Annotated in this window: 16 protein-coding genes and 2 tRNA genes; 7 read left to right on the top strand and 11 right to left on the bottom strand. The window is 64.3% G+C overall.

Annotated features, from left to right (window positions below; all coding sequences use genetic code 11):
• Window positions 1-117: 117 nt before the first annotated feature.
• Both KBY90_RS11875 and KBY90_RS11870 read left to right on the top strand, forming a co-directional pair.
• The gene (locus KBY90_RS11875) at window positions 118-3,399 is read left to right on the top strand and encodes a glycosyltransferase (RefSeq protein ID WP_254968861.1); all 3,282 of its coding nucleotides are present in this window, start codon (window positions 118-120) and stop codon (window positions 3,397-3,399) included.
• Complete coding sequence (locus tag KBY90_RS11870) at window positions 3,353-4,210, top strand: sulfotransferase family 2 domain-containing protein (RefSeq protein ID WP_254968860.1); 858 nt, start codon at window positions 3,353-3,355, stop codon at window positions 4,208-4,210. The genes KBY90_RS11875 and KBY90_RS11870 overlap by 47 nt, the downstream gene beginning before the upstream one ends.
• Before the next feature lie 13 nt (window positions 4,211-4,223).
• Here KBY90_RS11870 and KBY90_RS11865 read toward each other — a convergent pair whose 3' ends face one another.
• Window positions 4,224-5,114 carry a hypothetical protein gene (locus KBY90_RS11865; protein WP_254968859.1) on the bottom strand — a complete coding sequence of 297 codons (891 nt, stop codon included), beginning with the start codon at window positions 5,112-5,114 and terminating at the stop codon, window positions 4,224-4,226.
• 189 nt (window positions 5,115-5,303) lie between these two features.
• Window positions 5,304-6,173: a lipoyl synthase gene (gene lipA / locus KBY90_RS11860; protein ID WP_254968858.1), complete on the bottom strand. Its 870-nt coding sequence runs from the start codon at window positions 6,171-6,173 to the stop codon at window positions 5,304-5,306.
• 98 nt (window positions 6,174-6,271) lie between these two features.
• Between lipA and KBY90_RS11855 the strand changes: the two genes are divergently transcribed.
• Window positions 6,272-6,345, top strand: a tRNA-Pro gene (locus KBY90_RS11855).
• Here KBY90_RS11855 and cobJ read toward each other — a convergent pair.
• Both cobJ and KBY90_RS11845 read right to left on the bottom strand, forming a co-directional pair.
• Window positions 6,337-8,148, bottom strand: a complete 1,812-nt coding sequence (gene cobJ / locus KBY90_RS11850; RefSeq protein WP_254968857.1) for a precorrin-3B C(17)-methyltransferase — start codon at window positions 8,146-8,148, stop codon at window positions 6,337-6,339. The genes KBY90_RS11855 and cobJ overlap by 9 nt on opposite strands.
• The gene (locus tag KBY90_RS11845; protein ID WP_254968856.1) at window positions 8,145-9,443 is read right to left on the bottom strand and encodes a hypothetical protein; all 1,299 of its coding nucleotides are present in this window, start codon (window positions 9,441-9,443) and stop codon (window positions 8,145-8,147) included. Before KBY90_RS11845 ends, cobJ begins: the two co-directional genes overlap by 4 nt.
• A gap of 455 nt (window positions 9,444-9,898) precedes the next feature.
• Between KBY90_RS11845 and psaA the strand changes: the two genes are divergently transcribed.
• Complete coding sequence (gene psaA / locus KBY90_RS11840) at window positions 9,899-12,202, top strand: photosystem I core protein PsaA (protein WP_254968855.1); 2,304 nt, start codon at window positions 9,899-9,901, stop codon at window positions 12,200-12,202.
• A gap of 19 nt (window positions 12,203-12,221) precedes the next feature.
• Window positions 12,222-14,444 (top strand): photosystem I core protein PsaB, encoded by a 2,223-nt coding sequence (gene psaB, locus KBY90_RS11835; protein WP_254968854.1) that lies wholly within the window; start codon window positions 12,222-12,224, stop codon window positions 14,442-14,444.
• 168 nt (window positions 14,445-14,612) lie between these two features.
• Here the strand turns inward: psaB and KBY90_RS11830 are convergent, their stop codons facing one another.
• From KBY90_RS11830 to KBY90_RS11820, 3 genes are all read right to left on the bottom strand, one after another.
• Window positions 14,613-14,891, bottom strand: coding sequence for a hypothetical protein (locus KBY90_RS11830; protein ID WP_254968853.1), 279 nt, complete (start codon window positions 14,889-14,891; stop codon window positions 14,613-14,615).
• A 283-nt stretch (window positions 14,892-15,174) separates the two neighbouring features.
• Window positions 15,175-15,663, bottom strand: a complete 489-nt coding sequence (locus KBY90_RS11825; RefSeq protein ID WP_254968852.1) for a photosystem I reaction center subunit XI — start codon at window positions 15,661-15,663, stop codon at window positions 15,175-15,177.
• Between the two features lie 162 nt (window positions 15,664-15,825).
• A complete protein-coding gene (locus KBY90_RS11820) occupies window positions 15,826-15,942 on the bottom strand; it encodes a photosystem I reaction center subunit VIII (protein WP_254968851.1) in 117 nt (38 codons plus the stop codon).
• Between the two features lie 89 nt (window positions 15,943-16,031).
• On the opposite strand from KBY90_RS11820, the gene KBY90_RS11815 reads away from it, so the two are divergent.
• A complete protein-coding gene (locus KBY90_RS11815) occupies window positions 16,032-16,544 on the top strand; it encodes a hypothetical protein (RefSeq protein WP_254968850.1) in 513 nt (170 codons plus the stop codon).
• Here the strand turns inward: KBY90_RS11815 and KBY90_RS11810 are convergent.
• Window positions 16,505-17,455, bottom strand: a complete 951-nt coding sequence (locus KBY90_RS11810) for a glycosyltransferase family 2 protein (protein ID WP_254968849.1) — start codon at window positions 17,453-17,455, stop codon at window positions 16,505-16,507. The genes KBY90_RS11815 and KBY90_RS11810 overlap by 40 nt on opposite strands.
• A gap of 24 nt (window positions 17,456-17,479) precedes the next feature.
• Window positions 17,480-18,274: a C40 family peptidase gene (locus KBY90_RS11805; protein WP_254968848.1), complete on the bottom strand. Its 795-nt coding sequence runs from the start codon at window positions 18,272-18,274 to the stop codon at window positions 17,480-17,482.
• A gap of 32 nt (window positions 18,275-18,306) precedes the next feature.
• On the opposite strand from KBY90_RS11805, the gene KBY90_RS11800 reads away from it, so the two are divergent.
• Entirely contained in the window at window positions 18,307-19,236 is a 930-nt protein-coding gene (locus tag KBY90_RS11800) for a serine hydrolase (protein ID WP_254968847.1), read from the top strand.
• A 22-nt stretch (window positions 19,237-19,258) separates the two neighbouring features.
• Here KBY90_RS11800 and KBY90_RS11795 read toward each other — a convergent pair.
• Window positions 19,259-19,347: transfer RNA gene (locus tag KBY90_RS11795), tRNA-Ser, on the bottom strand.
• Between the two features lie 64 nt (window positions 19,348-19,411).
• Window positions 19,412-21,904, bottom strand: a complete 2,493-nt coding sequence (alr, locus tag KBY90_RS11790; RefSeq protein ID WP_254968846.1) for an alanine racemase — start codon at window positions 21,902-21,904, stop codon at window positions 19,412-19,414.
• Between the last annotated feature and the right edge of the window lie 18 nt (window positions 21,905-21,922).

The raw sequence follows: 21,922 nt of genomic DNA, 5'->3' as shown, positions 1-21,922 counted from the left end.
GCTGGTGCGAGCCTTGCCTGTTGGCTGGCCTTGTTGGTGTGTTTCGACAGTCTGCTGAATAGATCGGGCTGTCAGCGGATATCCCTGATCTTCAGTTAATCCTCAGCTTAGAACGCAGTGCTCTCACCACATTTTCATCAATCATCTGAAGTTGTCGATGAGAGGGCCTCAAGCACTCCGGATTTCAAGGCGGCCTACCTTCAAGATGGCAATGTCTATCTTGTCCTGGCTTCTGAGCCCAGCCATGATTGGCTGCTTGAGGTTGATGACACGATTCAAGGATTTGAGCCGTGCGCTCGCCCTAGGCTGAATTTTGTTGATCATCAGCTCGATCTTGCTTTCGATCAGCCAGTTGTCAATGCTGACTATGAAACTACCTGTTCGGACTGGACAGAGATTGTCGTCAGTGGTGAAAAATACTGCGTTGTCCAAATTAAAGAAAGGGGTTCCCGGCTGGCAGTTCCCGTCATCTCTGACTGGTCATTCTCGGCTCGAATCGTGGGCAATCGCTCGGCGATTGTGTTGTATGCAGGATTTCAGAACTGCGAGGCGACAGTTCGCGTTTCGATTGCATCTGCCGACGGCGAAGTGCTCTCTCAGTCTGTTTATGATAGTAATTCGGCTTATCGTGGTGGCCAATCCCTGTCAGACTTTCAGCTGATCGAACATAAGGTTTCACGGCCGCTAAACCGGGACCAACTGATGGTGGTTACGGTTGAAGTTGTGTATGTATCATTCACAGGAGACGAGGAAGGCCCAGGTCCACTGATTATTTTATCTTCCCCCCAGTTCGTGCAGCGCCTTGGTCGACGGGATCGCGCGGCAGCTCAGAGTTTATTGCATGTTGAGGGAGCGTCATCATTTGTTCTCTCTGAGGACATCTGGCTAAAGGCTCCTCTGCCTGTTCCCGTGAGATATTCAGCAATCAGACTAAGGGTCTTGTCCCATCCTGGTGCTCATCCAGTTATTGACCAGTTGATCGCAAGAACCAAGCTGAGGCTGATTGAAGATCACGGCCATTCAATCAAATGTAGAGCTCCGGTTGGTTCCCAATTTTTGCTGCGGATCAATGGAGTACCGGCTAAGCGGGTGAGCTTCTTTGGTAAACGCGATCAGTGGATTTCGATTCCCAGTCAGTTTCTATCTGGTCGCTATACCCTGCTTGACTTTCAGGACCTTTCCGGTTCTCTCAGCTGCTGTCAGGTGTGGCTGAAAACTCCAGAGGTGTTAACAAATCTGCCAGTTCTGCAGAACAATGTTTCTCCACCCTATCCCGACCACCTTTCGGCTGCTCAATCCTATCGATTTAGGGCGTTGTGTCGATGGTTAGAGTCGGATAGCAAGCACACACCAGACAGAACAGATCTGGCACGACTTATTGCAATTCTCGATCAGGGTCCAGTTGGCCGTAGCACCTATGAACCAATCGAGATTCCAACAAGCCTGAAACCTCTTGTCTCGATCATTATCCCTTGCCATAATCAATTTGCCCATACCTATTGTTGCCTCGCATCTATTGCACTTGCTTGGAGCCACGTTCCTTACGAAGTGATCCTTGTAGATGACGGGTCTGATGATGAAACAACTAACGCTGTCTCCGTCTTCAAGGGGATAAAAGTCCTTCGCAATGAGACCCCACAGCGATTTATCAAGGCCTGTCATGCAGGTGCTCGGGTTGCCCAAGGAGATTACTTGGTGCTTCTAAACAATGACACAGAGGTTACGGTATCTTGGCTCGATCAACTTCTGGAAGGATTCCGACGTTTTCCTAGGGTGGGAGTCTGCGGAGCGAAGCTTCTCTACCCTTCAGGAATCTTACAGGATGCTGGTGGAATTGTTTGGAATAGTGGTAATCCTTGGAACTATGGGCGTGGCGAAAGCCCCCACGATCCACGCTTTCGCTATGCACGTCAGGCTGACTATCTTTCTGGTGCTGCTTTGATGATTTCTCGGGAAGCCTGGGATCAAGTCGGCGGATTGAGCAGCTATCTAGAGCCGATGTATTTTGAGGATACAGATCTTTCCTTTAAAGTCCGAGCCTCAGGCTACACCACTTGGTACATTCCCTCGGCAACTGTTTTTCATTACGAGGGGGCAACGAGTGGAACTGATATTTCTGATGGTTTTAAGGCTTTTCAAGAAGTCAACCGCCCTAAGTTTAAACGTAAATGGTCGCTTGCCTTCAAGCAGCTTGGTGCCGAAGGTGAACAGCCGGATTTGGTGAAGGATAGGAATATTTCCTTTCGTGTTTTATTTGTCGACGATAAAGTCAGTATGCCTGATAAGGATGCTGGCTCTTTTGCTGCCGTTAACGAAATTCAGCTCCTCCAGTCTTTTGGGGCAAAAGTAACATTCTTGCCCGCTAACCTGGCGCACTTCGGAGTTTATGTTGACCGCCTTGAGAGGCAGGGAGTTGAAGTCATAACAGCGCCATTTTATCTCTCACTGGAAACTTTTCTGCTGGAGCGTGCTGCCGAATTTGACTTGTTCTATGTCAATCGGTATGACGTTGCTCAAGCGGTGAACCATTTCATTCGACGCTCCAACCCCAGTGCAAAAATAATTCTAAATCTCGCGGATTTGCATTATCTCAGGCTTCTTCGTTCTGCTTCATCCCAGCGTTCGCCAGAGGCATTTGATCAGGCCATGATCGTAAAAGATAGGGAAGTAGAAATGATGAAGCAGTCGGATCTTGTCTTATCTTATTCTTCTGAGGAACTGGCAGCAATTGATTCTAGTACAAACTGCCAAGCTGAATCGGCTATTTGCCCCTGGTTCGTGCGCTTTCCCCGCGATATCCCCCATCGTCGTGGACGAAACGGGATGTCATTTGTTGGCAGCTATCTTCATCACCCCAATGTAGAGGGTATACAATGGTTCTGCCATTCCGTGATGCCACTCCTAGAGCAGAATCAAGGTGGCCAGTATATGCTGCACCTTTATGGTTCCAGAATGCCGCAACACATTAAAGAGCTCTCCTCAGGGCATATTCTTGCCCATGGATATGTTGAAGATGTTTCTACAGTCTATACTCAGCATGCCGTTTTCGTTGCGCCACTGTTAAGCGGCGCCGGGGTCAAGGGTAAGGTCATTAACGCATTGGCGTTTGGTATTCCCACTGTGCTTTCTCCTTGCGCTGCCGAGGGCATAGGCCTTCGCGATGGTTTTGACTGCCTGATTGCGCGCAGCCCTGACGAATGGCGTGCCGCTATCACGGCCTTGATCGAGGAGGAAACTCTTTGGAACAAATTGTCGGCAAATTCCCGTGAGTTTGCGAAGACTTGTTTTTCCTACTCCAAGGCTCGTCGCCAGATGTGCAAGATTCTAGAAAAGGTTGAGATTTTCGTTGGCGATGATCAAGGATCTGCCGCTGAAGGTTCTGCATCTGCATACATTTAAGTGCGCCGGCACCACGTTCAGTTGGATCCTTGAGAAAATCTTTTCATCTCAGGTTTTGTATGTTGAGTCAAGCAACTCAAGTGCCAGGCTGAGTTGGCAAAGAGTCGAGCAGAGCCTTGATCTTCAGCCTTACCGGGCTCTTACATCCCATTTGATTGACTGCCCTCCTCCCGGCGAGCTGGCTGCCCTCAAGGTTTCGTTTGTTCGCAAGCCATGGGATCGCTATCAGTCTGCCTTTCGTTTTGTCCGCGATGTTCAGCATAAGCTGCCCCAGGAGACTTCCTTTCGTCATTACATGGAGTCTCAATATAAAGGCATATTGGCAAACTTTCAAAGTCGTCATCTATCACCGCAGGGTCTTCAGGGTTTCCAATTTCGTCAGGGTTGGCAGTTGCGGCCCGATCTCATTGATATGGATCGAGTCGACTTGTTTGTAGGCGTTGTCGAGCGATTTGATGAGTCCTTGGTCGCGCTTGAGCATCACTTCCAGGCCCTAGGCCTTCCGTCTGATCTTTCCTACGCCGCTCCCCTCAACACAAGATCTCCTGGTGCATTGGCGTCTGACTCCGCAGTTGTGGCTGATGACGTTTCTCTTGACTCAATGCCCAGTTGGATTCTGAACATGCTTGAGCTGGACCAATCTCTTTGGATCAGGGCTTGTCAATCTCTTGATCGGCAAATTGTGGAGATCCCCGACTTTGAGGGGAAGCTCAATAGCTTTAGGGAGCGATGCCTCAGACTTTCTTCTGACTGCGATCTCGTGAATTCGATCAGCGTGCAGCCGCCAGCACGTTGGGTCTATTTAGATTGATGTGCGAACTGGTTCATAACTGATTTCTGTTCCTTGAGATTCCTGCGAGAACGTCAATCTCTTTAGATACATTCTTCCAGTCCAGGCCGGAAGTTCTGACGGCGTTCTCGATGAGCATTCTTTCGCCTTCAGTCAATAAAAGGAAGTCCTCGTCCGGTTCGGTTTTGTTGTGTTGGCTTACTTTTTCAGATTGGCTCGCTCCGCTTTTCATGCCTGCCGTGAGGCTTGGTATCGCCAAGTCTCTTTGAAATACACTGAGCGCCCATGCGGTCGCTTGTGACGAAAAGATGTTGTTGGCTGGCTGGAATGCTGGCCGAGCCTTGCTGATGGCAGCAAAATACATGCGTCTGCGTTGAATCTCGGGGACCACTCGATTGACGGCAAGCATGGCTACTAATACATGCTTCGCCAGCGAAACATTTCTCCGCTGGCTTGTCTCTGGTATTTCATCAGTGGTCGCGCCAGCAGCAAGCAGAACACGCTCAACCAGAGAGCTTGACGGTTCATAAGCAATGATCTGCGTTGAAATGTGATGGCGCATTAGGTTTTGAATAATGCTGGAGTAGCATTGTTTCTTGGCTTCCTGGTGAAGGAAGTCGTCGGGACTTCGAGTTTCGCCTACCAGTGGATCCTTTACTCTCTGGTTGTATAGTGACGATGCCCTCAGAATCGGATCTCTAACCACGACCAGGGCAGTTGAGTCCCCTGGGTCGCTGAATTCGTGGGCGGTCAGCCAATCCAGCAACTTGCTGCAGGAGTCTCCGAGGCTGAGGTACTCGCTGCTGATGACTAACTGCTTCTTGCCTGCCGCTGCCACTTCTGATCTCAGCTGATTGGCGATGGATTGCTCTGGCAAGGGCTCGGCGTCCTCCCTGCCGAGTTCTGGAACCAGGCTGAATATCAAGTTGTGATGAGAGCCGTCGGGCCACCGGCCAATCTGGGGATAGTGAAACGCCGCAAAGCTTTGAGTTGATAGAACATTCTGAACTGCGCTTGTGCCGGTTTTATGTGGCCCTATGTGCAAGCACACTTTCACGTTCAATACCCCTCTCGTTGTGTGTTTTCTGTGTGTCCCTCGATCTGGTGGCGGCGTTCACCTGGGTTCTTGAAGCATCAGCCGCCGCACCTCACCGGCGTGGTAGCTGCTCCGCGTCAACGGAGAGCTCACCACCTGCAGAAACCCCAGCTCCTGCTCGCCGTGCCGGCGGTAAGCCTCGAACTGCTCCGGCGTCACGAAGCGATCCACCGGTAGGTGCTTCGGACCGGGTGAGAGGTACTGGCCGATGGTGACGATGTCCACGGCGTGACGCCGCAGGTCGGCCATCACCGACCGCACTTCCGCGTCGCACTCCCCCAGCCCCACCATCAGGCCCGATTTGGTGTAGGCGCGGGGCCAGCCCTCGCGCACCCGCCGCAGCAGCTCCAACGAACGCCCGTAGATCGCCTGGGGCCGGGCCCGCTTGTAGAGCCTCGGCACCGTTTCGATGTTGTGGTTGAGCACATGGGGGGCTGCCTCCATCACCGCGGCCAGGGCATCCCAGTTGCCGCAGAAGTCCGGAATCAGCAGCTCGATCGTGGTGTGCGGGGATCGCCGGCGCACCTGTTCGATGCAGGCGACGAACTGGCTGGCGCCGCCGTCGCCCAGGTCGTCGCGGTTCACCGCGGTGATCACCACATGGCTGAGTCCAAGCCGTTGCACCGCTTCCCCCAGCCGCTCGGGCTCGGTGGGATCGAGGCTGCGCACGCTCTTGTCGAAGTCGATGTCGCAGTAGGGGCAGGCGCGGGTGCAGCCCGGCCCCATGATCAGGAAGGTGGCGGTGCCGCCGGCGAAGCATTCGCCGATGTTCGGGCAGCTGGCCTCCTGGCACACCGTGTTGAGCTTCAGGTCCACCAGCAGGTCCGCCACGGCGCCGATGCGTTCGCGCTGCGGGGCCTTGACGCGCAGCCAGTCGGGTTTCAGCAAGGCGGCGACGACCCCGCTCGGGCCGGTTGGGACGGCCCAGGACTCTAGAAACGCCCGGAGGCAGCGGGCCGAAGCATCATCACCTACAGTCGGGCCATCGGGATGTAGCGCAGCTTGGTAGCGCACTTCGTTCGGGACGAAGGGGCCGCAGGTTCGAATCCTGTCATCCCGACTTGTCGGTGATCTCCGCCCCCGGATACCCCCGGGGCGTCACCACCCAGCCGCCGCTGCTGCGGCTGGTGCTGTTGCCCACCAGCACCAGCGTGAGCATGTCCACCTCCTCCACCGGCAGCGTGTCCAGGGTGTGCACCGTCACCTGTTCCTGGGGGCGGCCCAGCTGGCGGGCGACCACCACCGGTGTGGAGCTGGGGCGCTCTGCCAGCAGGAGTTCGCGGGCCCGCTCCAGCTGCCAGTGGCGATCCCGGGACCGGGGGTTGTAGAGGGCCACCACGAAATCGCCGGCCGCCGCCGCCCGCAGCCGCCGCTCGATCACCCCCCAGGGGGTGAGGCGGTCGCTCAGGCTCACGGTGCAGAAGTCATGCATCAGCGGCGCCCCGACCCGGGCCGCGGCCAGCTGCAGCGCCGAGAGGCCGGGATGCACCGTGAAAGCGGGGCGTCCGTCGGCGGGCCGCCGCAGCCACAGGTCCAGCGCCAGCCCGGCCATGGCGTAGATGCCGCTGTCGCCGGAGGACACCAGCGCCACGTTCAGTCCCTGGCTGGCCAGGTCCAGGGCCAGGCCGCAGCGGGCCTCCTCCTCTGTGAGCCGGCCGTCCCAGCGCAGCTGGTCGGGGCGGCGCAGGGGTTCCAGCAGGTCGAGGTAGAGGCCGTAGCCCACCCACACCGTGGCGCCGGCCAGGGCGCGACGGGCATCGGGGGTGAGCAGGTCCAGGCGCCCCGGGCCGCTGCCCACCAGATGCAGCTGCCCCTGCTTGGGCAGCCACTGTTCCCCGGCCAGGGCGATGGCGAGGGTGGCGGCTCCCTGCTCGCCGCTCATTGCCCGCTCCACTTGCTTGCCCGCGAGCAGGCGGGCCGCCGGTCCTGCGGCCAGCAGGGCCGAGGCTTCGGCCACGCTGGCGGTGCCCATCTCGGCCGCCACCACCGCCGAGGGGTTGGGCACGGCCACGGCGGCCAGCTCAGCGGCGGGGAACCAGCGCAGCGGCCAGCCGCGCCGGCTCGCCAGCGCCAGCAGGGCCGGTTCATCCGCCTTGCGGTCGATGCTGGCCACCCCGGCCACGGCCTGGGGAGCCAGGTTCAGGTCCCTCAGCCGTCCATCCACCAGCCGCTCCAGCAGCGCCAGGGAGGTGTGACGCTCACAGCCCAGCCCCAGCCAGAGGCTGGGAGGATGCCAGCGGCAGCCCGGACCCTGCTGGATGGTGATGGCCAGATCAGCCGGCGGCGGTTCCTCCGGCTGGAGCGCTTCGATGGGAGTGAGCTGGCGTGATGCCTCCAGCCGCTGCCAGAGGCGGCAGCCGGCGTCCTGCGACACCCGCAGCCCCGCCTCCGGCTGGGCGGCCTGCTTCATCAGGGCGCTCCAGGCGTCAGTGGCGCCAGCCCGCCGCCAGCCCCAGTCGCGGCCGAAGCTGTCCAGCGGCAGGTGCATCCGGCCACTGCTGCTGCCGGTGCTCACCACGCCAGCGCCGAGCACGGCCGCCACCAGCTGAGCGAGCCGCTCGGCACCTCCCTGATGCCCGCCCAGCAGGGGGATGGCGTAGCGCCCCTGGGGATCGAGCACCACCACGGCCGGATCCTCCTGCTTGCTCGCCAGCAGCGGCGCCACCAGCCGCACCACCAGCCCGCAGGCGCCCACCACCACGAAGCCCCGGGCCTGGCTCCAGTGTTCGGCCATGCTGGCGGAGAGGCGGGGCTCGCCGCTGAGCAGGAGGGGTTGATCGATCAGGCCGGCCTGGCGCAGGGGCTCCAGCAGAGCTTCACCACCGGGACTGAAGCTCAGTCCCCACACTCCCTGGCGGTTCATGCCTCCGGGGGCTCCTGAGTCTGTGGGCTCGCAGCTCCTGTGCCCGCTTCTGCGGCGGGATCCGGCTGGTCCGCCCTGAGGGGGGCTTCCGGTGCTTCCGGCTCGGCTGCCGGACCTCCGGGTTGCGCAGACACGGCTAGATCGGAGGATGCGGCCCCATCCAGAGGTGGTTCCACGCCAGCCTCGGGATCGCCGGTCTCCTCTCCGGCCTGCACCGGCCCATCGGCGCTTGCCGCGGCCGGCGGCGGCCCTGCAGCCTCAATGCCGCCGTCGGCTGCATCGCCCGAAGGATCGGCCGGTGCCGCTGCCGATTCCGCCGCGGGGCCGGCGGGGGGTGCACGCTGGACCTCGCCCAGCAGGGCCGCCAGCTCCGTTTCGCTGAGCGGGCCCCCCAGCCAGCGGGGCCGGGGACCTCCCCCCCCCAGGTTCACCTCGCGCACGAGGCTGTTGAAGGGCGGATTGATGGGGTCGCCGCGCTCATCCACGAGCTCCAGCAGCACACTGTTGCTGCCGCTGCGCCATCCCTTCAGCCACAGCGGCGTGTTCTGGTCGATCAGCACGCTGTCCCCGTTGATGGTCACTCGCACCCTCCAGCGCCGGTCGCCCTCGCGCAGACCCTGAAGCGGGGCATCCCTGAGCAGCCAGTCCAGCAGCACCGGCTCGGCGGTGCTCAGCTCCGCCGGACTGGCGGCGATCAGCTGAGCGCTGCCCGCAGCCGGCAGTCCCAGGGGGTTGATGGCTGCACGGTGCACGCGGATCTGGGCGGAGGCCCCCGGGCGCTTGACCGTTTCCCCCCAGGGGCGGGCTGCATACACCGTGATCCGATGGCTGCCCGGCGCCAGCTCCGCCATGGGCACACTCAGCCGGAAGCCATCCGAGTCCGGTTGTGCTTTCGTCAGGCGCACAGGCGCAGCCTCGTCCACCTGCACCGCGATGTGGGCTCCCAGCCCCAGCCCACCGGCGTCCGCCAGAGGCCAGTCGCTGCCTGTGATCTCCAGGATCCACTCCCCCGGCGGCAGCAGACTGCCGTCCCGGGGAGCGGCGATGGTCACCCGGGGACGGTGCTCCGACAGCACCGCCGCCAGCTGCTGCACGGCCGGGGGGGGCGCCACCTCCTGCAGCCGTCCTGCCGGACGGGCGGAGGACGGGGCGCCGGCCGCCTTCGATGCACCCGCCTGGCTGCTGCGGGTGCAGCCCGCCGGCAGCAGCAGCACCAGCAGCAGCAGGGCCAGGATCAAGCCCTGGAGGGGCGCCGCCCCGGAGAGCCTGCGCCGTGGTTCGCTGCCGGCCCGCATCACCCTCGTCTCTCCAATGGGTTGCTGCGGGCATTCTGCTGGCCGGAGCGATCCGCGCACCGGGGCGGCACCGGCGGTGATGTTCGCAGTGAAGATATAAGTATTGCGGTTCGAATGGTGATTTCCTGATAGTGCTTACTGGCCCCGAGAGGCCAGTCCACGACTGGGAATCAGGCCTATTGAACCTTTGTAACTGAGCCCCGAAGCCCTTTGAAACTGGCCCCTATACTGCGCCGAGCGGTCCCCTAACTGGGGCCCAAGCCCCAGCCGCGGCAGGGGGTTTGGTGATTTTTCGCCGAACCCCCCTGCGGCTGGAGCCCATGGACCGACGGGCCTGTCCCGCTGGTTCCATGGGGCCCGCCGGTGACGGCGCGCCTGCTGGTTTCCAGAAGGCGCGCCGTCACCGGCAGGGGTGGGGACCCCCACCTCGACTCCGTCCCTCGAGGAACGTCTCGATGACCATCAGCCCACCAGAGCGTGGGAAAAAGGCCGAGGCCATGGTCGACCGGAACCGCGTTCCGGCCACGTTCGAGCTTTTCGAAAAGCCCGGGCATTTCGACCGCAGCCTGGCCAAAGGTCCCAAAACCACCACCTGGATTTGGAACCTCCACGCCAACGCTCACGACTTCGACAGCCACACGAGCGACCTCGAAGAGGTCTCTCGCAAGATCTTCTCGGCTCACTTCGGCCACCTGGCCGTCATCTTCATCTGGCTGAGCGGCGCCTTTTATCACGGTGCCCGCTTCTCCAACTACACCGGCTGGCTGGCTGACCCCCTGCACGTCAAGCCTTCAGCCCAGGTGGTCTGGCCCGTGTTCGGCCAGGAAATCCTCAACGGTGACGTGGGTGCCGGCTTCAACGGCATTCAGATCACCTCCGGCCTCTTCCACGTGTGGAGGGCCTGGGGCTTCACCAATGAGTTCCAGCTCCTCTGCACGGCCATCGGTGCCCTGGTGATGGCCGGCCTGATGCTCAACGCCGGCGTCTTCCATTACCACAAGGCAGCTCCGAAGCTGGAGTGGTTCCAGAACGTTGAGTCCATGCTCAACCACCACCTGGCAGGTCTGCTGGGTCTGGGCTCCCTCTCCTGGACAGGACACCTCCTGCACGTGTCCCTGCCGACAACGGCTCTGATGGACGCCATCGATGCCGGCCAGCCGCTGGCCATCAACGGCAAGACCATCGCGTCCTACGCGGACATCCCGCTTCCCCACGAGTTCATCAACCAGGACGTCCTGTCCCAGCTCTATCCCGGGTTCGGCGCCGGCATCTCGGCGTTCTTCACCGGCAACTGGGCTGCCTACAGCGACTTCCTCACCTTCAAGGGTGGACTCAACCCGGTCACCGGCAGCCTCTGGATGACCGACATCGCCCATCACCATCTGGCGATCGCGGTGCTGTTCATCGTGGCTGGCCACATGTACCGCACCAACTGGGGCATCGGTCACAGCCTGAGGGAGATTCTCGAGGGCCAGAAGGGTGATCCCCTGCTGTTCCCCGCTCCCAATGGTCATGACGGCCTGTTCGAGTTCATGACCACCAGCTGGCATGCTCAGCTGGCCGTGAACCTCGCCCTGTTCGGCTCGCTCACGATCATCGTGGCGCATCACATGTATGCGATGCCGCCCTACCCCTACCTCGGGATCGACTATCCCACCCAGCTCTCGCTGTTCACCCACCACATGTGGATCGGCGGGTTCCTGGTGGTCGGGGCAGGCGCTCACGCGGCCATCGCCATGGTGCGCGACTACGACCCCGCCCAGCACATCGACAACGTGCTCGATCGGGTGCTCAAGGCTCGCGACGCCCTGATCAGCCACCTCAACTGGGTGTGCATCTTCCTGGGCTTCCACAGCTTCGGCCTGTACATCCACAACGACACCATGCGTGCCCTGGGCCGTCCCCAGGACATGTTCAGCGACTCCGCCATTGCCCTGAAGCCCGTCTTCGCGCAGTGGATCCAGGGTCTGCACGCCGCCGCTGCCGGCACCACCGCTCCCAATGCCCTTGCGGGTGTGAGCGAGGTGTTCAACGGCTCCGTCGTCGCCGTGGGTGGCAAGGTCGCCGCCGCCCCCATTCCCCTGGGCACGGCGGACTTCATGGTCCACCACATCCACGCCTTCACGATCCACGTCACCGTGCTGATCCTGCTGAAGGGTGTGCTGTATGCCCGCAGCTCCCGTCTGGTCCCCGACAAGGCGAACCTCGGTTTTCGCTTCCCCTGCGACGGCCCCGGCCGTGGCGGCACCTGCCAGGTGTCGGCCTGGGACCACGTGTTCCTGGGTCTCTTCTGGATGTACAACTCCCTGTCGATCGTGATCTTCCACTTCTCCTGGAAGATGCAGAGCGACGTCTGGGGCACCGTCAACGCCGACGGCAGCGTCCAGCACATCACCAACGGCAACTTCGCCCAGAGCGCGATCACCATCAATGGCTGGCTGCGTGACTTCCTGTGGGCTCAGGCCGCACAGGTGATCAACAGCTATGGCTCCAGCAGCAGCGCCTATGGCCTGATGTTCCTCGGTGCCCACTTCATCTGGGCCTTCAGCCTGATGTTCCTGTTCAGCGGCCGCGGCTACTGGCAGGAGCTGATCGAGTCCATCGTCTGGGCTCACAACAAGCTGAAGGTGGCGCCGGCCATCCAGCCCCGAGCGCTGTCCATCACCCAGGGCCGCGCCGTGGGTGTCGCCCACTACCTCCTGGGTGGTATCGCGACCACCTGGTCGTTCTTCCTGGCCCGCATGATTGCGGTCGGCTGACCTTTCCTGACCTTTCCCAATGGCAACGAAATTTCCTTCGTTCAGCCAGGGTCTGGCACAGGACCCGACAACCCGCCGGATCTGGTACGGCATCGCCACGGCTCACGATTTCGAGAGTCACGACGGCATGACCGAGGAGCGGCTTTACCAAAAGCTGTTCTCCACCCACTTCGGACACCTGGCCGTCATCGGCCTCTGGGTTTCGGGCAACCTGTTCCATATCGCCTGGCAGGGCAACTTTGAGCAGTGGGTCACCGATCCTCTGCATGTCCGTCCCATCGCTCACGCGATCTGGGATCCCCACTTCGGTGAAGGGGCCATCACCGCCTTCACCCAGGCCGGTGCCTCCTCTCCGGTGAACATCGCTTACTCCGGTCTGTACCACTGGTGGTACACGATCGGCATGCGCACCAACGCCGAGCTGTACCAGGGCGCCATCTTCATGATGATCCTGTCAGCCTGGGCCCTGTTCGCCGGCTGGCTCCACCTCCAGCCCAAGTTCCGCCCCTCGCTGGCCTGGTTCAAGAACGCTGAATCCCGTCTCAACCACCACCTGGCGGTTCTGTTCGGTTTCAGCTCCATCGCCTGGACCGGCCACCTGGTGCACGTGGCGATTCCCGAGTCGCGCGGTCAGCACGTCGGTTGGGACAACTTCCTCTCCGTGCTGCCCCACCCCGCCGGTCTGGCTCCGTTCTTCACCGGCAACTGGGGCGTCTACGCCCAGAACCCGGATACCCCCTACCAGGTGTTCAACACCGCTGAGGGTTCCGGCACCGCGATCCTCACCTTCCTGGGTGGCTTCCACCCCCAGACCGAGGCCCTCTGGCTCACGGACATCGCCCATCACCACCTGGCGATCGGCGTGATCTTCGTGATCGCCGGCCACATGTACCGCACCAACTTCGGGATCGGTCACTCGATCCGCGAGATCCTCGAGGCCCACAACCCTCCCAAGGGAACCCCTGGGGATCTGGGTGCAGGCCACAAGGGTCTCTACGACACGGTCAACAACTCCCTGCACTTCCAGCTCGGACTTGCCCTGGCCAGCCTCGGTGTGGTCACCAGCCTCGTGGCGCAGCACATGTATGCGCTGCCCTCCTATGCGTTCATCGCCCGGGACTACACCACGCAGGCAGCCCTCTACACCCACCACCAGTACATCGCCATCTTCCTGATGTGCGGTGCCTTCGCCCACGGTGCGATCTTCTTCATCCGTGACTACGACCCCGAAGCCAACAAGAACAACGTGTTGGCCCGGATGCTCGAGCACAAGGAAGCGATCATCAGCCACCTCAGCTGGGTGTCCCTGTTCCTCGGCTTCCACACCCTCGGCCTCTACGTCCACAACGACGTGGTCGTGGCCTTCGGTACCCCCGAGAAGCAGATCCTGATCGAGCCTGTGTTCGCCCAGTTCGTTCAGGCCTCCTCCGGCAAGGCCCTCTACGGCATGGATGTGCTGCTCTCCAACCCCGAGAGCATCGCCGCCACCGCCTGGCCCAACTACGGCGCCGTCTGGCTGCCCGGTTGGCTGGAGAGCCTCAACTCCGGCACCAACTCCCTGTTCCTCCAGATCGGTCCTGGTGACTTCCTGGTGCACCACGCCATCGCGCTGGGTCTCCACACCACCACCCTGATCCTGGTGAAGGGCGCCCTGGATGCCCGGGGTTCGAAGCTGATGCCCGACAAGAAGGACTTCGGCTACTCCTTCCCCTGCGACGGCCCCGGCCGTGGCGGCACCTGCGACATCAGTGCCTGGGATGCCTTCTATCTGGCTGTCTTCTGGGCTCTGAACACCGTGGGTTGGGTGACCTTCTACTGGCACTGGAAGCACCTCGCCATCTGGCAGGGCAACGTCGCTCAGTTCAACGAATCCAGCACCTACCTCATGGGCTGGTTCCGCGATTACCTGTGGCTCAACAGCTCCCAGCTGATCAACGGCTACAACCCGGCCGGCACCAACAACCTGGCCGTCTGGGCCTGGATGTTCCTCTTCGGCCACCTGGTCTGGGCCACCGGCTTCATGTTCCTGATCTCCTGGCGTGGTTACTGGCAGGAGCTGATCGAGACCATCGTCTGGGCTCACCAGCGCACACCGCTCGCCAATCTGGTGGGCTGGCGTGACAAGCCCGTGGCTCTCTCGATCGTTCAGGCCCGTGTGGTGGGTCTCGCTCACTTCACCGTGGGCTACTTCCTCACCTACGCCGCCTTCCTGATCGCGTCCACGTCCGGCAAGTTCGGCTGATTCCCTCCCGGGATTGAGGCTGTACTCCGTTTCGACCCAACGACCTTGAACCGAGCGGGTGTTCTCTCAAGAGAACACCTGTTCTCCTCTCGAGGGACACATCACCCCGGCCCGTGCCGGGGTTTTTTGTGTCATGGCGCGGGCCAGTGCGGCGATCCGGCCGTGGGTTCAGGGCGCCTGCCTGTCAGAGCGTCTGCGTTCGAGATAGTTGCTGCGCACGTACTCCCAGTCCTCGCAGCGGAGTTCATCGCCATCGGTGATGGCCCTCTCACCGTGCTGACACTCCACCATCGCCTGATGTCCCTGGCGCATCAGGGCCTCGCCGGTCTTCAGGTTGCAGCCCGTCAGCGCCAGGCCAGCCGCCAGCAGAAGCGGCAGCCGGATGGCCGGGATGCCCGGACGCGGCGTCGGGCGGTGTGGGTTCAGCCTCGTGGTCGTTGCGGGCATGGTCTGCGCTCAGCGGCACGTCAGGTTCCGATCATCCTGCTGAGACCCCTGCCTGGGCCAGGGCCCTGAAGGCAGTCAACCCTGACCACAGAGAGCATTGACGACAGAGAGCCTTCCAAGCACTGCGTGCCCAGCCATGAAAAAGGCCCCGTGTTGCGGGGCCAGGCCGACCTGATCGGTCGGAACGGTTTGGGTGAGGGCGCTGTCCCGGGGTGTGGAAACAGCCGAGAGGTGTGGAAACAGCCAGGAGGGGATCTGTGAGGGGATCTGTTGCCTGTCGGCGTCAGCTGGCGCCCCAGATTCCACCCAGGTGAGCCAGGGGGCTGTTGAGCGCCATGCTGGAGAGGAACCAGGCGAAGGCGGCGCCGCCGCAGCCGCCCAGCCAGAAGCCACTGGCGAACTCAGCCCAGCCTGCCTTGGTGAACAGATCGGCAGGGGGATTGTCGACCGTGGCATCAGCCGGCTCCACATTCGGCCCGGTACCCGCCGTGCCGTAGATCGAGAGGCAGACGGTGAGGATCGAGACCAGACCGATGGCCGCCAGCAGCCCGGCCGTGCTGGCGTACTCGGTGGCGCGCAGGGGGCCGGTCACGGCGAAGGGCCCGTAGAGCAGATAGCCGTGGGCCATGCCCACTTCCAGACCCCGGCGATTCGGGGAGAGGGACGGCCGGTAGGCGGGCAGCGCGTTCAGGAATGCCTTGCTGAAGTAGCTGCTGTTGACGGGAGTGGCCAGATTGCCGACGCAGGGGTCGGCCACGGGGGTCACGGTCATGGGGTGGTTCTCGAAGGCTGGGCAGTGGAGGGCTGAGTCGTGGACGACTCAGCTGGATGACTCAGGAGTGGGTCGCTGAGCAGGACGGGGCTCTGCGGTGCAGATCGGCAGGGATCAGGTGCTCGGAGGCCGACAGGATGGCCCTGGAGTGCCCCGGCAAGGTCATTCGGTGGCTTCGATCACGTTGAACAGCAGGGCCATGGCCACGGCCGGTCCGATGATGCCCACAAGGGGAACGAACACCGAAGGCATCCAGGCAGCGGCGAAATCTCCAGTCATGACATGGGCCATAGTTACCGCCGGTACTGTAAAGATTGCTCCCAGAGGGGCTTCCCGGCCCCGCCGACGGCGACATAAAAGTTCAATCCATGAGCCCGACGATCCTTGGCGGAGTCGCCGCACTCCTGCTGTTCGCCTACTGGTCGCTGCGGCGCCGATCGCCGGTGCTGCTGCGCTCCACCGACGCCAGTTCCATCGCTGCACTCAACCGGGCCCAGATCGCCCTGGTGCGCGGCGACGCTGGCGACCGGAGCGCCGTTGTCGCCGCTGCCGTCCCTGAGCCGTCCACCTCCGGGGCCGACCCCGCCCCGATCCCGCCGCCCCCTGACGCCCGTCAGCGGGCCATCCTCCTGGCCCGGCTGGAACGTCAGCTGAGCGGAGATGCGTCCTCGCGCCTCCAGGCCATGCGCACGGCCCGGCAGTGGGGCGATATGGCGGCGCTGCCCGTGCTGCGCCGTGGCCTGCGGGATGTGGACCTTGCCGTCGTCCTGGAGGCAGCGCAGGGCATGGAGCGCTTCCGCTGCAGCCCGAGGGCGGCTGCTGGCGCTGGGGTGGCCGGGGCTCAGCTGCCGCTGCCCCGCAACGTGTCGCGGATGCGGTAGATCGGCCGCCCCTGGCTTTCGTGATAGGTGCGCATCTGCAGTTCGGCCAGCAGGCCGAAGCAGAACAGCTGCACACCGGCGAGAAAGCTGATCAGGGCCACCAACAGCAGCGGCCGGTCTCCGAGATCCACTCCCAGAAGGAGCTTCTCGCCCACCAGCCAGAGGCTGATCAGCAGCCCTGCCCCCATCGCCACGAGACCACCCAGCCCGAACACGTGCATCGGCCGGGTGAGGAAGCGCTTCATGAACCACACGGTGAGCAGGTCCATCAGCACCCGGAACGTGCGGTCGATGCCGTACTTGCTCCGGCCGAAGCGACGGGCGTGGTGATTCACCTGCACCTCCGTGATCCGCGCTCCCTCGATCGCCGCCAGGGCGGGCAGGAATCGGTGCAGCTCGCCATAGAGATTGAGATCCTCGATCACCTCCCGCCGGTAGGCCTTCAGCGAGCAGCCGTAGTCATGCAGGCGCAGGTCCGTCACCTTGCCGATCAGCCGGTTCGCCACCCTGCTGGGCAGCAGCCGGCTGAGGGAAGCGTCCTGGCGCTGGTGCCGCCAGCCGCTCACCAGGTCGTAGCCCTCCGCCAGGCGCGTGAGCAACAGTGGAATGTCGGCCGGATCGTTCTGCAGGTCGCCATCGAGCGTGACGATCACCCGGCCGCTGCTGGCATCGAAGCCGGCGGCCATCGCCGCGGTCTGGCCGTAGTTGCGGCGCAGCAGCACCGCCACCAGTTCCGGCACCTCCGGCTGCAGGCGCTTCAGCTCGGCGGCGGTGCCGTCCCGGGAGCCGTCGTCCACCAGCACCAGCTCGAAGCTCAGGCCCAGCGGGCGCACCGCGGCCAGCACCTGAGCCACCAGCGGCGCCAGGCTCTGCTCTTCGTTGTAGAGCGGCACCACCACCGAAAGATCCATGGCTGCGGCGCGGCTGGATGGAACCTACGCGGGCAGGGGGCTGCCGTCGTGAGCGCGCATCACCCGCCCGGCCCCGCGCAGCTCACTGCGGTAGTGCCGGGCCACCGGATGGTCGTTGCGCGGATTCAGGTCGTCGATGCCGATGCCGTTGCGGCCGTGCTCCCGGCCGGAGCTGTGCAGATAGCGTCCGCCTCCCAGATGCAGACCCACGTGGGTGCAGCGCCGGGGCGTTCCGAAGAAGATCAGATCCCCGGCTGCCAGCAGATGGGTCTGCCCGGGGCGCACGGCCACGGGCTGGCAGAAGCGTTCCTGAAGGTAGGCGTCCCGCGGCAGCCACACACCGACGCTGGCGTAGGCGGCCTGCACCAGGCCGGAGCAGTCGAAGTCCGGGCCGATGGCGCCGCCCCACAGGTAGGTGTTGGGCCGCTCCGCCGCCGCCAGCGCCCAGGCGAGCACCGCGTCGAGCAGGCCCTCGATGGCGGCCCGTTGCAGCAGCCGGGGCCTGGGTCGGTTGGCCGCCACGGCAACCCCCAGCAGTGCCTGCGGGTCCACCCAGCCCGGGTAGCCATCCTCCAGCAGGCGCACGCGCAGGCGCTGCGGGGTCGACGCCCCGGCGGACTGGCTGGTCTGGGCAGCGCCGAGCAGCTGCAGACGCCGGCCCGCTGCCGCCTGGGTGGCCAGACCGTCACCCCGCGGTCCTGCCTGCAGGTTCAGTGCGGCCTGGAGCGCCCAGACACTGCCGGGGCGGAGCAGCTCGGCCGCCACTGGCGTCCCGCTGGCGAGGCCGGGAGGTGTTGGAGCGCTGGGCTGGGGAGCCATGTCTAATGTCGCCGCAACAGGTGCCGGTAGCCATGGCGTTCTACAGCCCCAGTCCGGCCATGGAGCAGATCCTGGCGGATCTGGTCCGGGCCCTGGAGCTGGATGGACGGGCAGGCCTGAGCCAGCGGCTTTCGATCACCTGGGTGCGCTACGCCTCCCCGCTCACCGGCTCCGCTGGCGATTCCGGCGCTGATGCGGCCGCGGCGTCGGCACTGGGGGCGAGCTGGGGCGGGGGGCGCCAGCGCTATCCCGCCAGTGTGGTGAAGCTGGTGTATCTGATCGCCGCCGAGGCCTGGCTGCAGGACGATCTGCTCGAGGATGGTCCCGAGCTGCGGCGCGCGCTGGAGGCGATGATCCGCGACTCCAGCAACGACGCCACGGGCCTGGTGCTGGACCTGCTCACGGGCACCACCAGCGGTCCGGAGCTGCCCGCCACCGCCATGGACAGCTGGGTGAGTCAGCGGCAGCTGGTGAACCGGTGGCTCGGCGAGCTGGGCTGGCCCGAACTGGACGGGGTGAACGCCTGCCAGAAGACCTGGAGTGACGGGCCGTTCGGGCGGGAGCGGGAGTTCTATGGACCCGAAGGCGGGAACCGCAACCGCCTCAGCACCGAGGCCACCGCCAGGCTGCTGCAGGCCGTGATGGCGTCCGCCATCGTGTCTCCGCCGGCCTGCGCCCGCATGCGCGCCGTGCTGGCCCGCAGCCTCGATCCGCTGCAGCGCGCGGCCGATCCGGAGAACCAGGTGGACGGCTTTCTGGGCGAGGGACTGCCCGCGGCGGCCCGGCTGTGGAGCAAGGCGGGCTGGATGAGCCAGGCCCGCCACGATGCGGCCTACGTGGAGGCCGAAGGCCATGCCCCGTTCCTGCTGGTGGCCTTCAGCGAAGGCGAGGCCTGCGCTGGCGATTCCTCCCTGCTGCCTGAGATTGCGCGCCGGCTCAGCGCCTGCTGCCGGCTCGGGTGATCGCCGTCGGGACGATGGACAACGGAGAGGGAGGGATTCGAACCCTCGACAGAAGTTGCCTCCTGTAACTCCTTAGCAGGGAGCCGCTTTCAACCACTCAGCCACCTCTCCAGCGGCTCCAGGAGCTTACCTGAACGCATCGGGCCGGCCGGGCGGGTCTGCGTCGGCTTCCGCTTCAGCCGCCCCGGAAGATGCGCTGCACGCGCCGGCCGTCGACCTTCACCAGCAGGTCGTAGGGGATCGTGCCCGCCTGCCTGGCCACCTCCTCCGGGCGCAGCACCTGGCCCTCGTGGGCCCCGAAGATCAGCACCTCATCGCCCACCGCCGCCTCCGGCAGCGGCTCCAGATCGATCGCCATCGAGTCCATCGACACCCGGCCCAGCACCGCCAGGCGCCGGCCCTGCATCATCACCTCGCCCCGGTTGCCAAACCGCCAGGGCACGCCGTCGTTGTAACCGGCGGCCACGATGCCGATGCGCTGGCGCTGGGCGCTCACCCGGTAGGTGCCGTTGTAGCCGATGCGCTGGCCCTGGCTGCAGTGGCGCACCTGCACCAGGCGGCTGATGAACGCCACCGCCAGCTCCAGCTCGATCGCGCCGGCCACGGCCGGCGAGGGATGCAGACCGAACAGCCCCAGACCCAGCCGCACCATGTCATGACGGGAGGCCGGGAAGCGCACGGCGCCGGAGGTGGCGGCCGCGTGCACCAGCAGGGGCGTGCCCAGGTCCCGGCGCAGCTCGTCCACCACCGCGTCGAACCTCTGCAGCTGAGCGGTGGTGTCGCCATCGGCGGCGGGATCATCGGCGCTGGCCAGATGGGTCATCACGCCGCTCACGGTCACGACGCCGGACTCGCGCAGCAGCCGGGCGGCGGCCAGGGCCTCCTCCGGCGCCACACCGAGGCGACCCATGCCCGTCTCGATCTCGAGGTGGACATCGAGGCGGGCGCCCATCGCCTGCAGGGTCGCCACCAGGCTGCGGGCGAAGAGCAGGGAATAGACCACCGGCGTCAGCCGCCAGCGCACCGCCTTGTCCACCTCATCGGTGTCCATCAGCATCACCAGCACCGGCCGGTGCACGCCGGCCCGGCGGATGGCGGCACCCTCGTCGGCGGCGGAGACCCCGATCCAGTCGATGCCGCTGTCCTGCAGCGCCGTCGCCAGTCGCGGCAGTTCGGTGCCGTAGGCCCAGGCCTTGAGCACCGCCAGCATTGCCACCCCGGGGCCGCAGAGGCTGCGGAAGCGGGCGATGTTGTCGCGGATGGCGTCGAGATCCACCAGCAGGCGGCGCGGCGCCATCGATTCCCAGATCGCCCGGGCCGCGCTGCTCAGCTCCTGGCGGGCGGCACCCTTGAGCAGCACGGTGTCTCCGGGTTCGGCGAGCTGCCGGATCGTCTGGCGCAGGGCGGCGGTGTCGCCCAGTTCCCGGGCCGCCTGGCCGGGATGGCGCACATTCCAGGCCGCGGCAGTGTGGCTGCGGGCAGGGTGGGGCAGCAGCAGCAGCTCCGCGAAGCCCCGCTCGGCCGCCATTCGCCCGATCAGTTCGTGTTCCCGCCGCTCGCCGGAGCCCAGATCCGCCATCCCGCCGAACACGAACAGGCGTCGGCCGTCCCCTGGGAAGGAGGCCACCGTGGCCAGGGCGGTCTGCACCGAGAGCGGATCGTCGCTGGCGGTGTCGTTGACGATCGTGATGCCCTCCGGAGTCCGCCAGGTCTCCATGCGGGTGGGACCGAACGTGTAGTCCTGCAGCACCTCCACCATCTCCTCGGCTGGCACCCCCAGCCGCTGGGCGGCGGTCATGGCGATCACCAGGTCCTCGATGAGGGGCTGGGAGCGGGTGCGCACCCTCACCTGGGCCTGGCTGCCGCCCAGATCGAGGTGCAGCAGCATCCCGCTGCCCTGGGGGCTCTGGCCCAGCAGCCGCGGCGGCCCCGCGCCGGGGTGGATGCGGGGGCAGGGCAGCGGCTGGGCGTTCACCAGCGGGTCATCCGGGGCGATCACCCAGCCCTGCTCGTCCATGTCCTGGAACAGGCGCATCTTCTCCCGTGCCGTCACCTCGCGGCTGCCGAAGCTGCCCAGGTGGGCCAGGCCCACGTTCACCAGCACGCCGTGGTCGGGCGCCAGGATCGCCGCCAGGCGCTCCATCTCCCCCGGGGCCGAGATTCCGGCCTCGAACACCCCCAGCTCGGTGCCGGGTGGAGCCGTGAGCACCGCCAGGGGCACGCCCACCTGGCTGTTCCAGCTGCCGGGGCTGGCGGCCACGCGGAAGCGGCCGGCCAGCATGGCGGTCAGGGCGGCCTTGACCACCGTCTTGCCGTTGCTGCCGGTGATCGCCACCACCCTGCGGATGTGGGTGCGGCGGTACCAGGCGGCGAGCCGCTGCAGGGCCAGCAGTGGGTCGTTCACCAGCAGGCGGGCACAGCCCGGCCGCCCCGCGCCGGCGTCGGGGCAGCGGTCCCGCCGCAGCACCACCAGCGACGCCCCGGCGGCTTCGGCCGCCTCCACGAACTCGTGGCCGTCGCAGTGACGGCCCCCCAGGGCCACGAAGAGATCGCCCGGCAGCACCCGGCGCGAGTCGATCGCCACCGCACGCGGGGGCTGCTCCGCCGGCACTCCCCGCAGCTCGCCATCCAGCAGGGCGGCCAGCTCTCGTGGTGCGGGAAGGGTCATGGGGCAGGGCGCTCCGGA

The sequence above is a fragment of the Cyanobium sp. CH-040 genome (assembly GCF_024346135.1).
Taxonomy (GTDB): domain Bacteria; phylum Cyanobacteriota; class Cyanobacteriia; order PCC-6307; family Cyanobiaceae; genus NIES-981.
The sequence above is the reverse complement of the archived record's forward strand: the minus strand, read 5'-3'. Positions and strand labels throughout refer to the sequence as shown.

Bases quoted from the DNA above. Each gene is read 5' to 3' on its own strand.
- KBY90_RS11870 (WP_254968860.1), top strand. From the start codon at position 3,353: ATGATCAAGGATCTGCCGCTGAAGGTTCTGCATCTGCATACATTTAAG.
- cobJ (WP_254968857.1), bottom strand. From the start codon at position 8,148: ATGAACCGCCAGGGAGTGTGGGGACTGAGCTTCAGTCCCGGTGGTGAA.
- KBY90_RS11845 (WP_254968856.1), bottom strand. From the start codon at position 9,443: ATGCGGGCCGGCAGCGAACCACGGCGCAGGCTCTCCGGGGCGGCGCCC.
- psaA (WP_254968855.1), top strand. From the start codon at position 9,899: ATGACCATCAGCCCACCAGAGCGTGGGAAAAAGGCCGAGGCCATGGTC.
- psaB (WP_254968854.1), top strand. From the start codon at position 12,222: ATGGCAACGAAATTTCCTTCGTTCAGCCAGGGTCTGGCACAGGACCCG.
- KBY90_RS11830 (WP_254968853.1), bottom strand. From the start codon at position 14,891: ATGCCCGCAACGACCACGAGGCTGAACCCACACCGCCCGACGCCGCGT.
- KBY90_RS11825 (WP_254968852.1), bottom strand. From the start codon at position 15,663: ATGACCGTGACCCCCGTGGCCGACCCCTGCGTCGGCAATCTGGCCACT.
- KBY90_RS11820 (WP_254968851.1), bottom strand. From the start codon at position 15,942: ATGACTGGAGATTTCGCCGCTGCCTGGATGCCTTCGGTGTTCGTTCCC.
- KBY90_RS11815 (WP_254968850.1), top strand. From the start codon at position 16,032: ATGAGCCCGACGATCCTTGGCGGAGTCGCCGCACTCCTGCTGTTCGCC.
- KBY90_RS11810 (WP_254968849.1), bottom strand. From the start codon at position 17,455: ATGGATCTTTCGGTGGTGGTGCCGCTCTACAACGAAGAGCAGAGCCTG.
- KBY90_RS11805 (WP_254968848.1), bottom strand. From the start codon at position 18,274: ATGGCTCCCCAGCCCAGCGCTCCAACACCTCCCGGCCTCGCCAGCGGG.
- KBY90_RS11800 (WP_254968847.1), top strand. From the start codon at position 18,307: ATGGCGTTCTACAGCCCCAGTCCGGCCATGGAGCAGATCCTGGCGGAT.
- alr (WP_254968846.1), bottom strand. From the start codon at position 21,904: ATGACCCTTCCCGCACCACGAGAGCTGGCCGCCCTGCTGGATGGCGAG.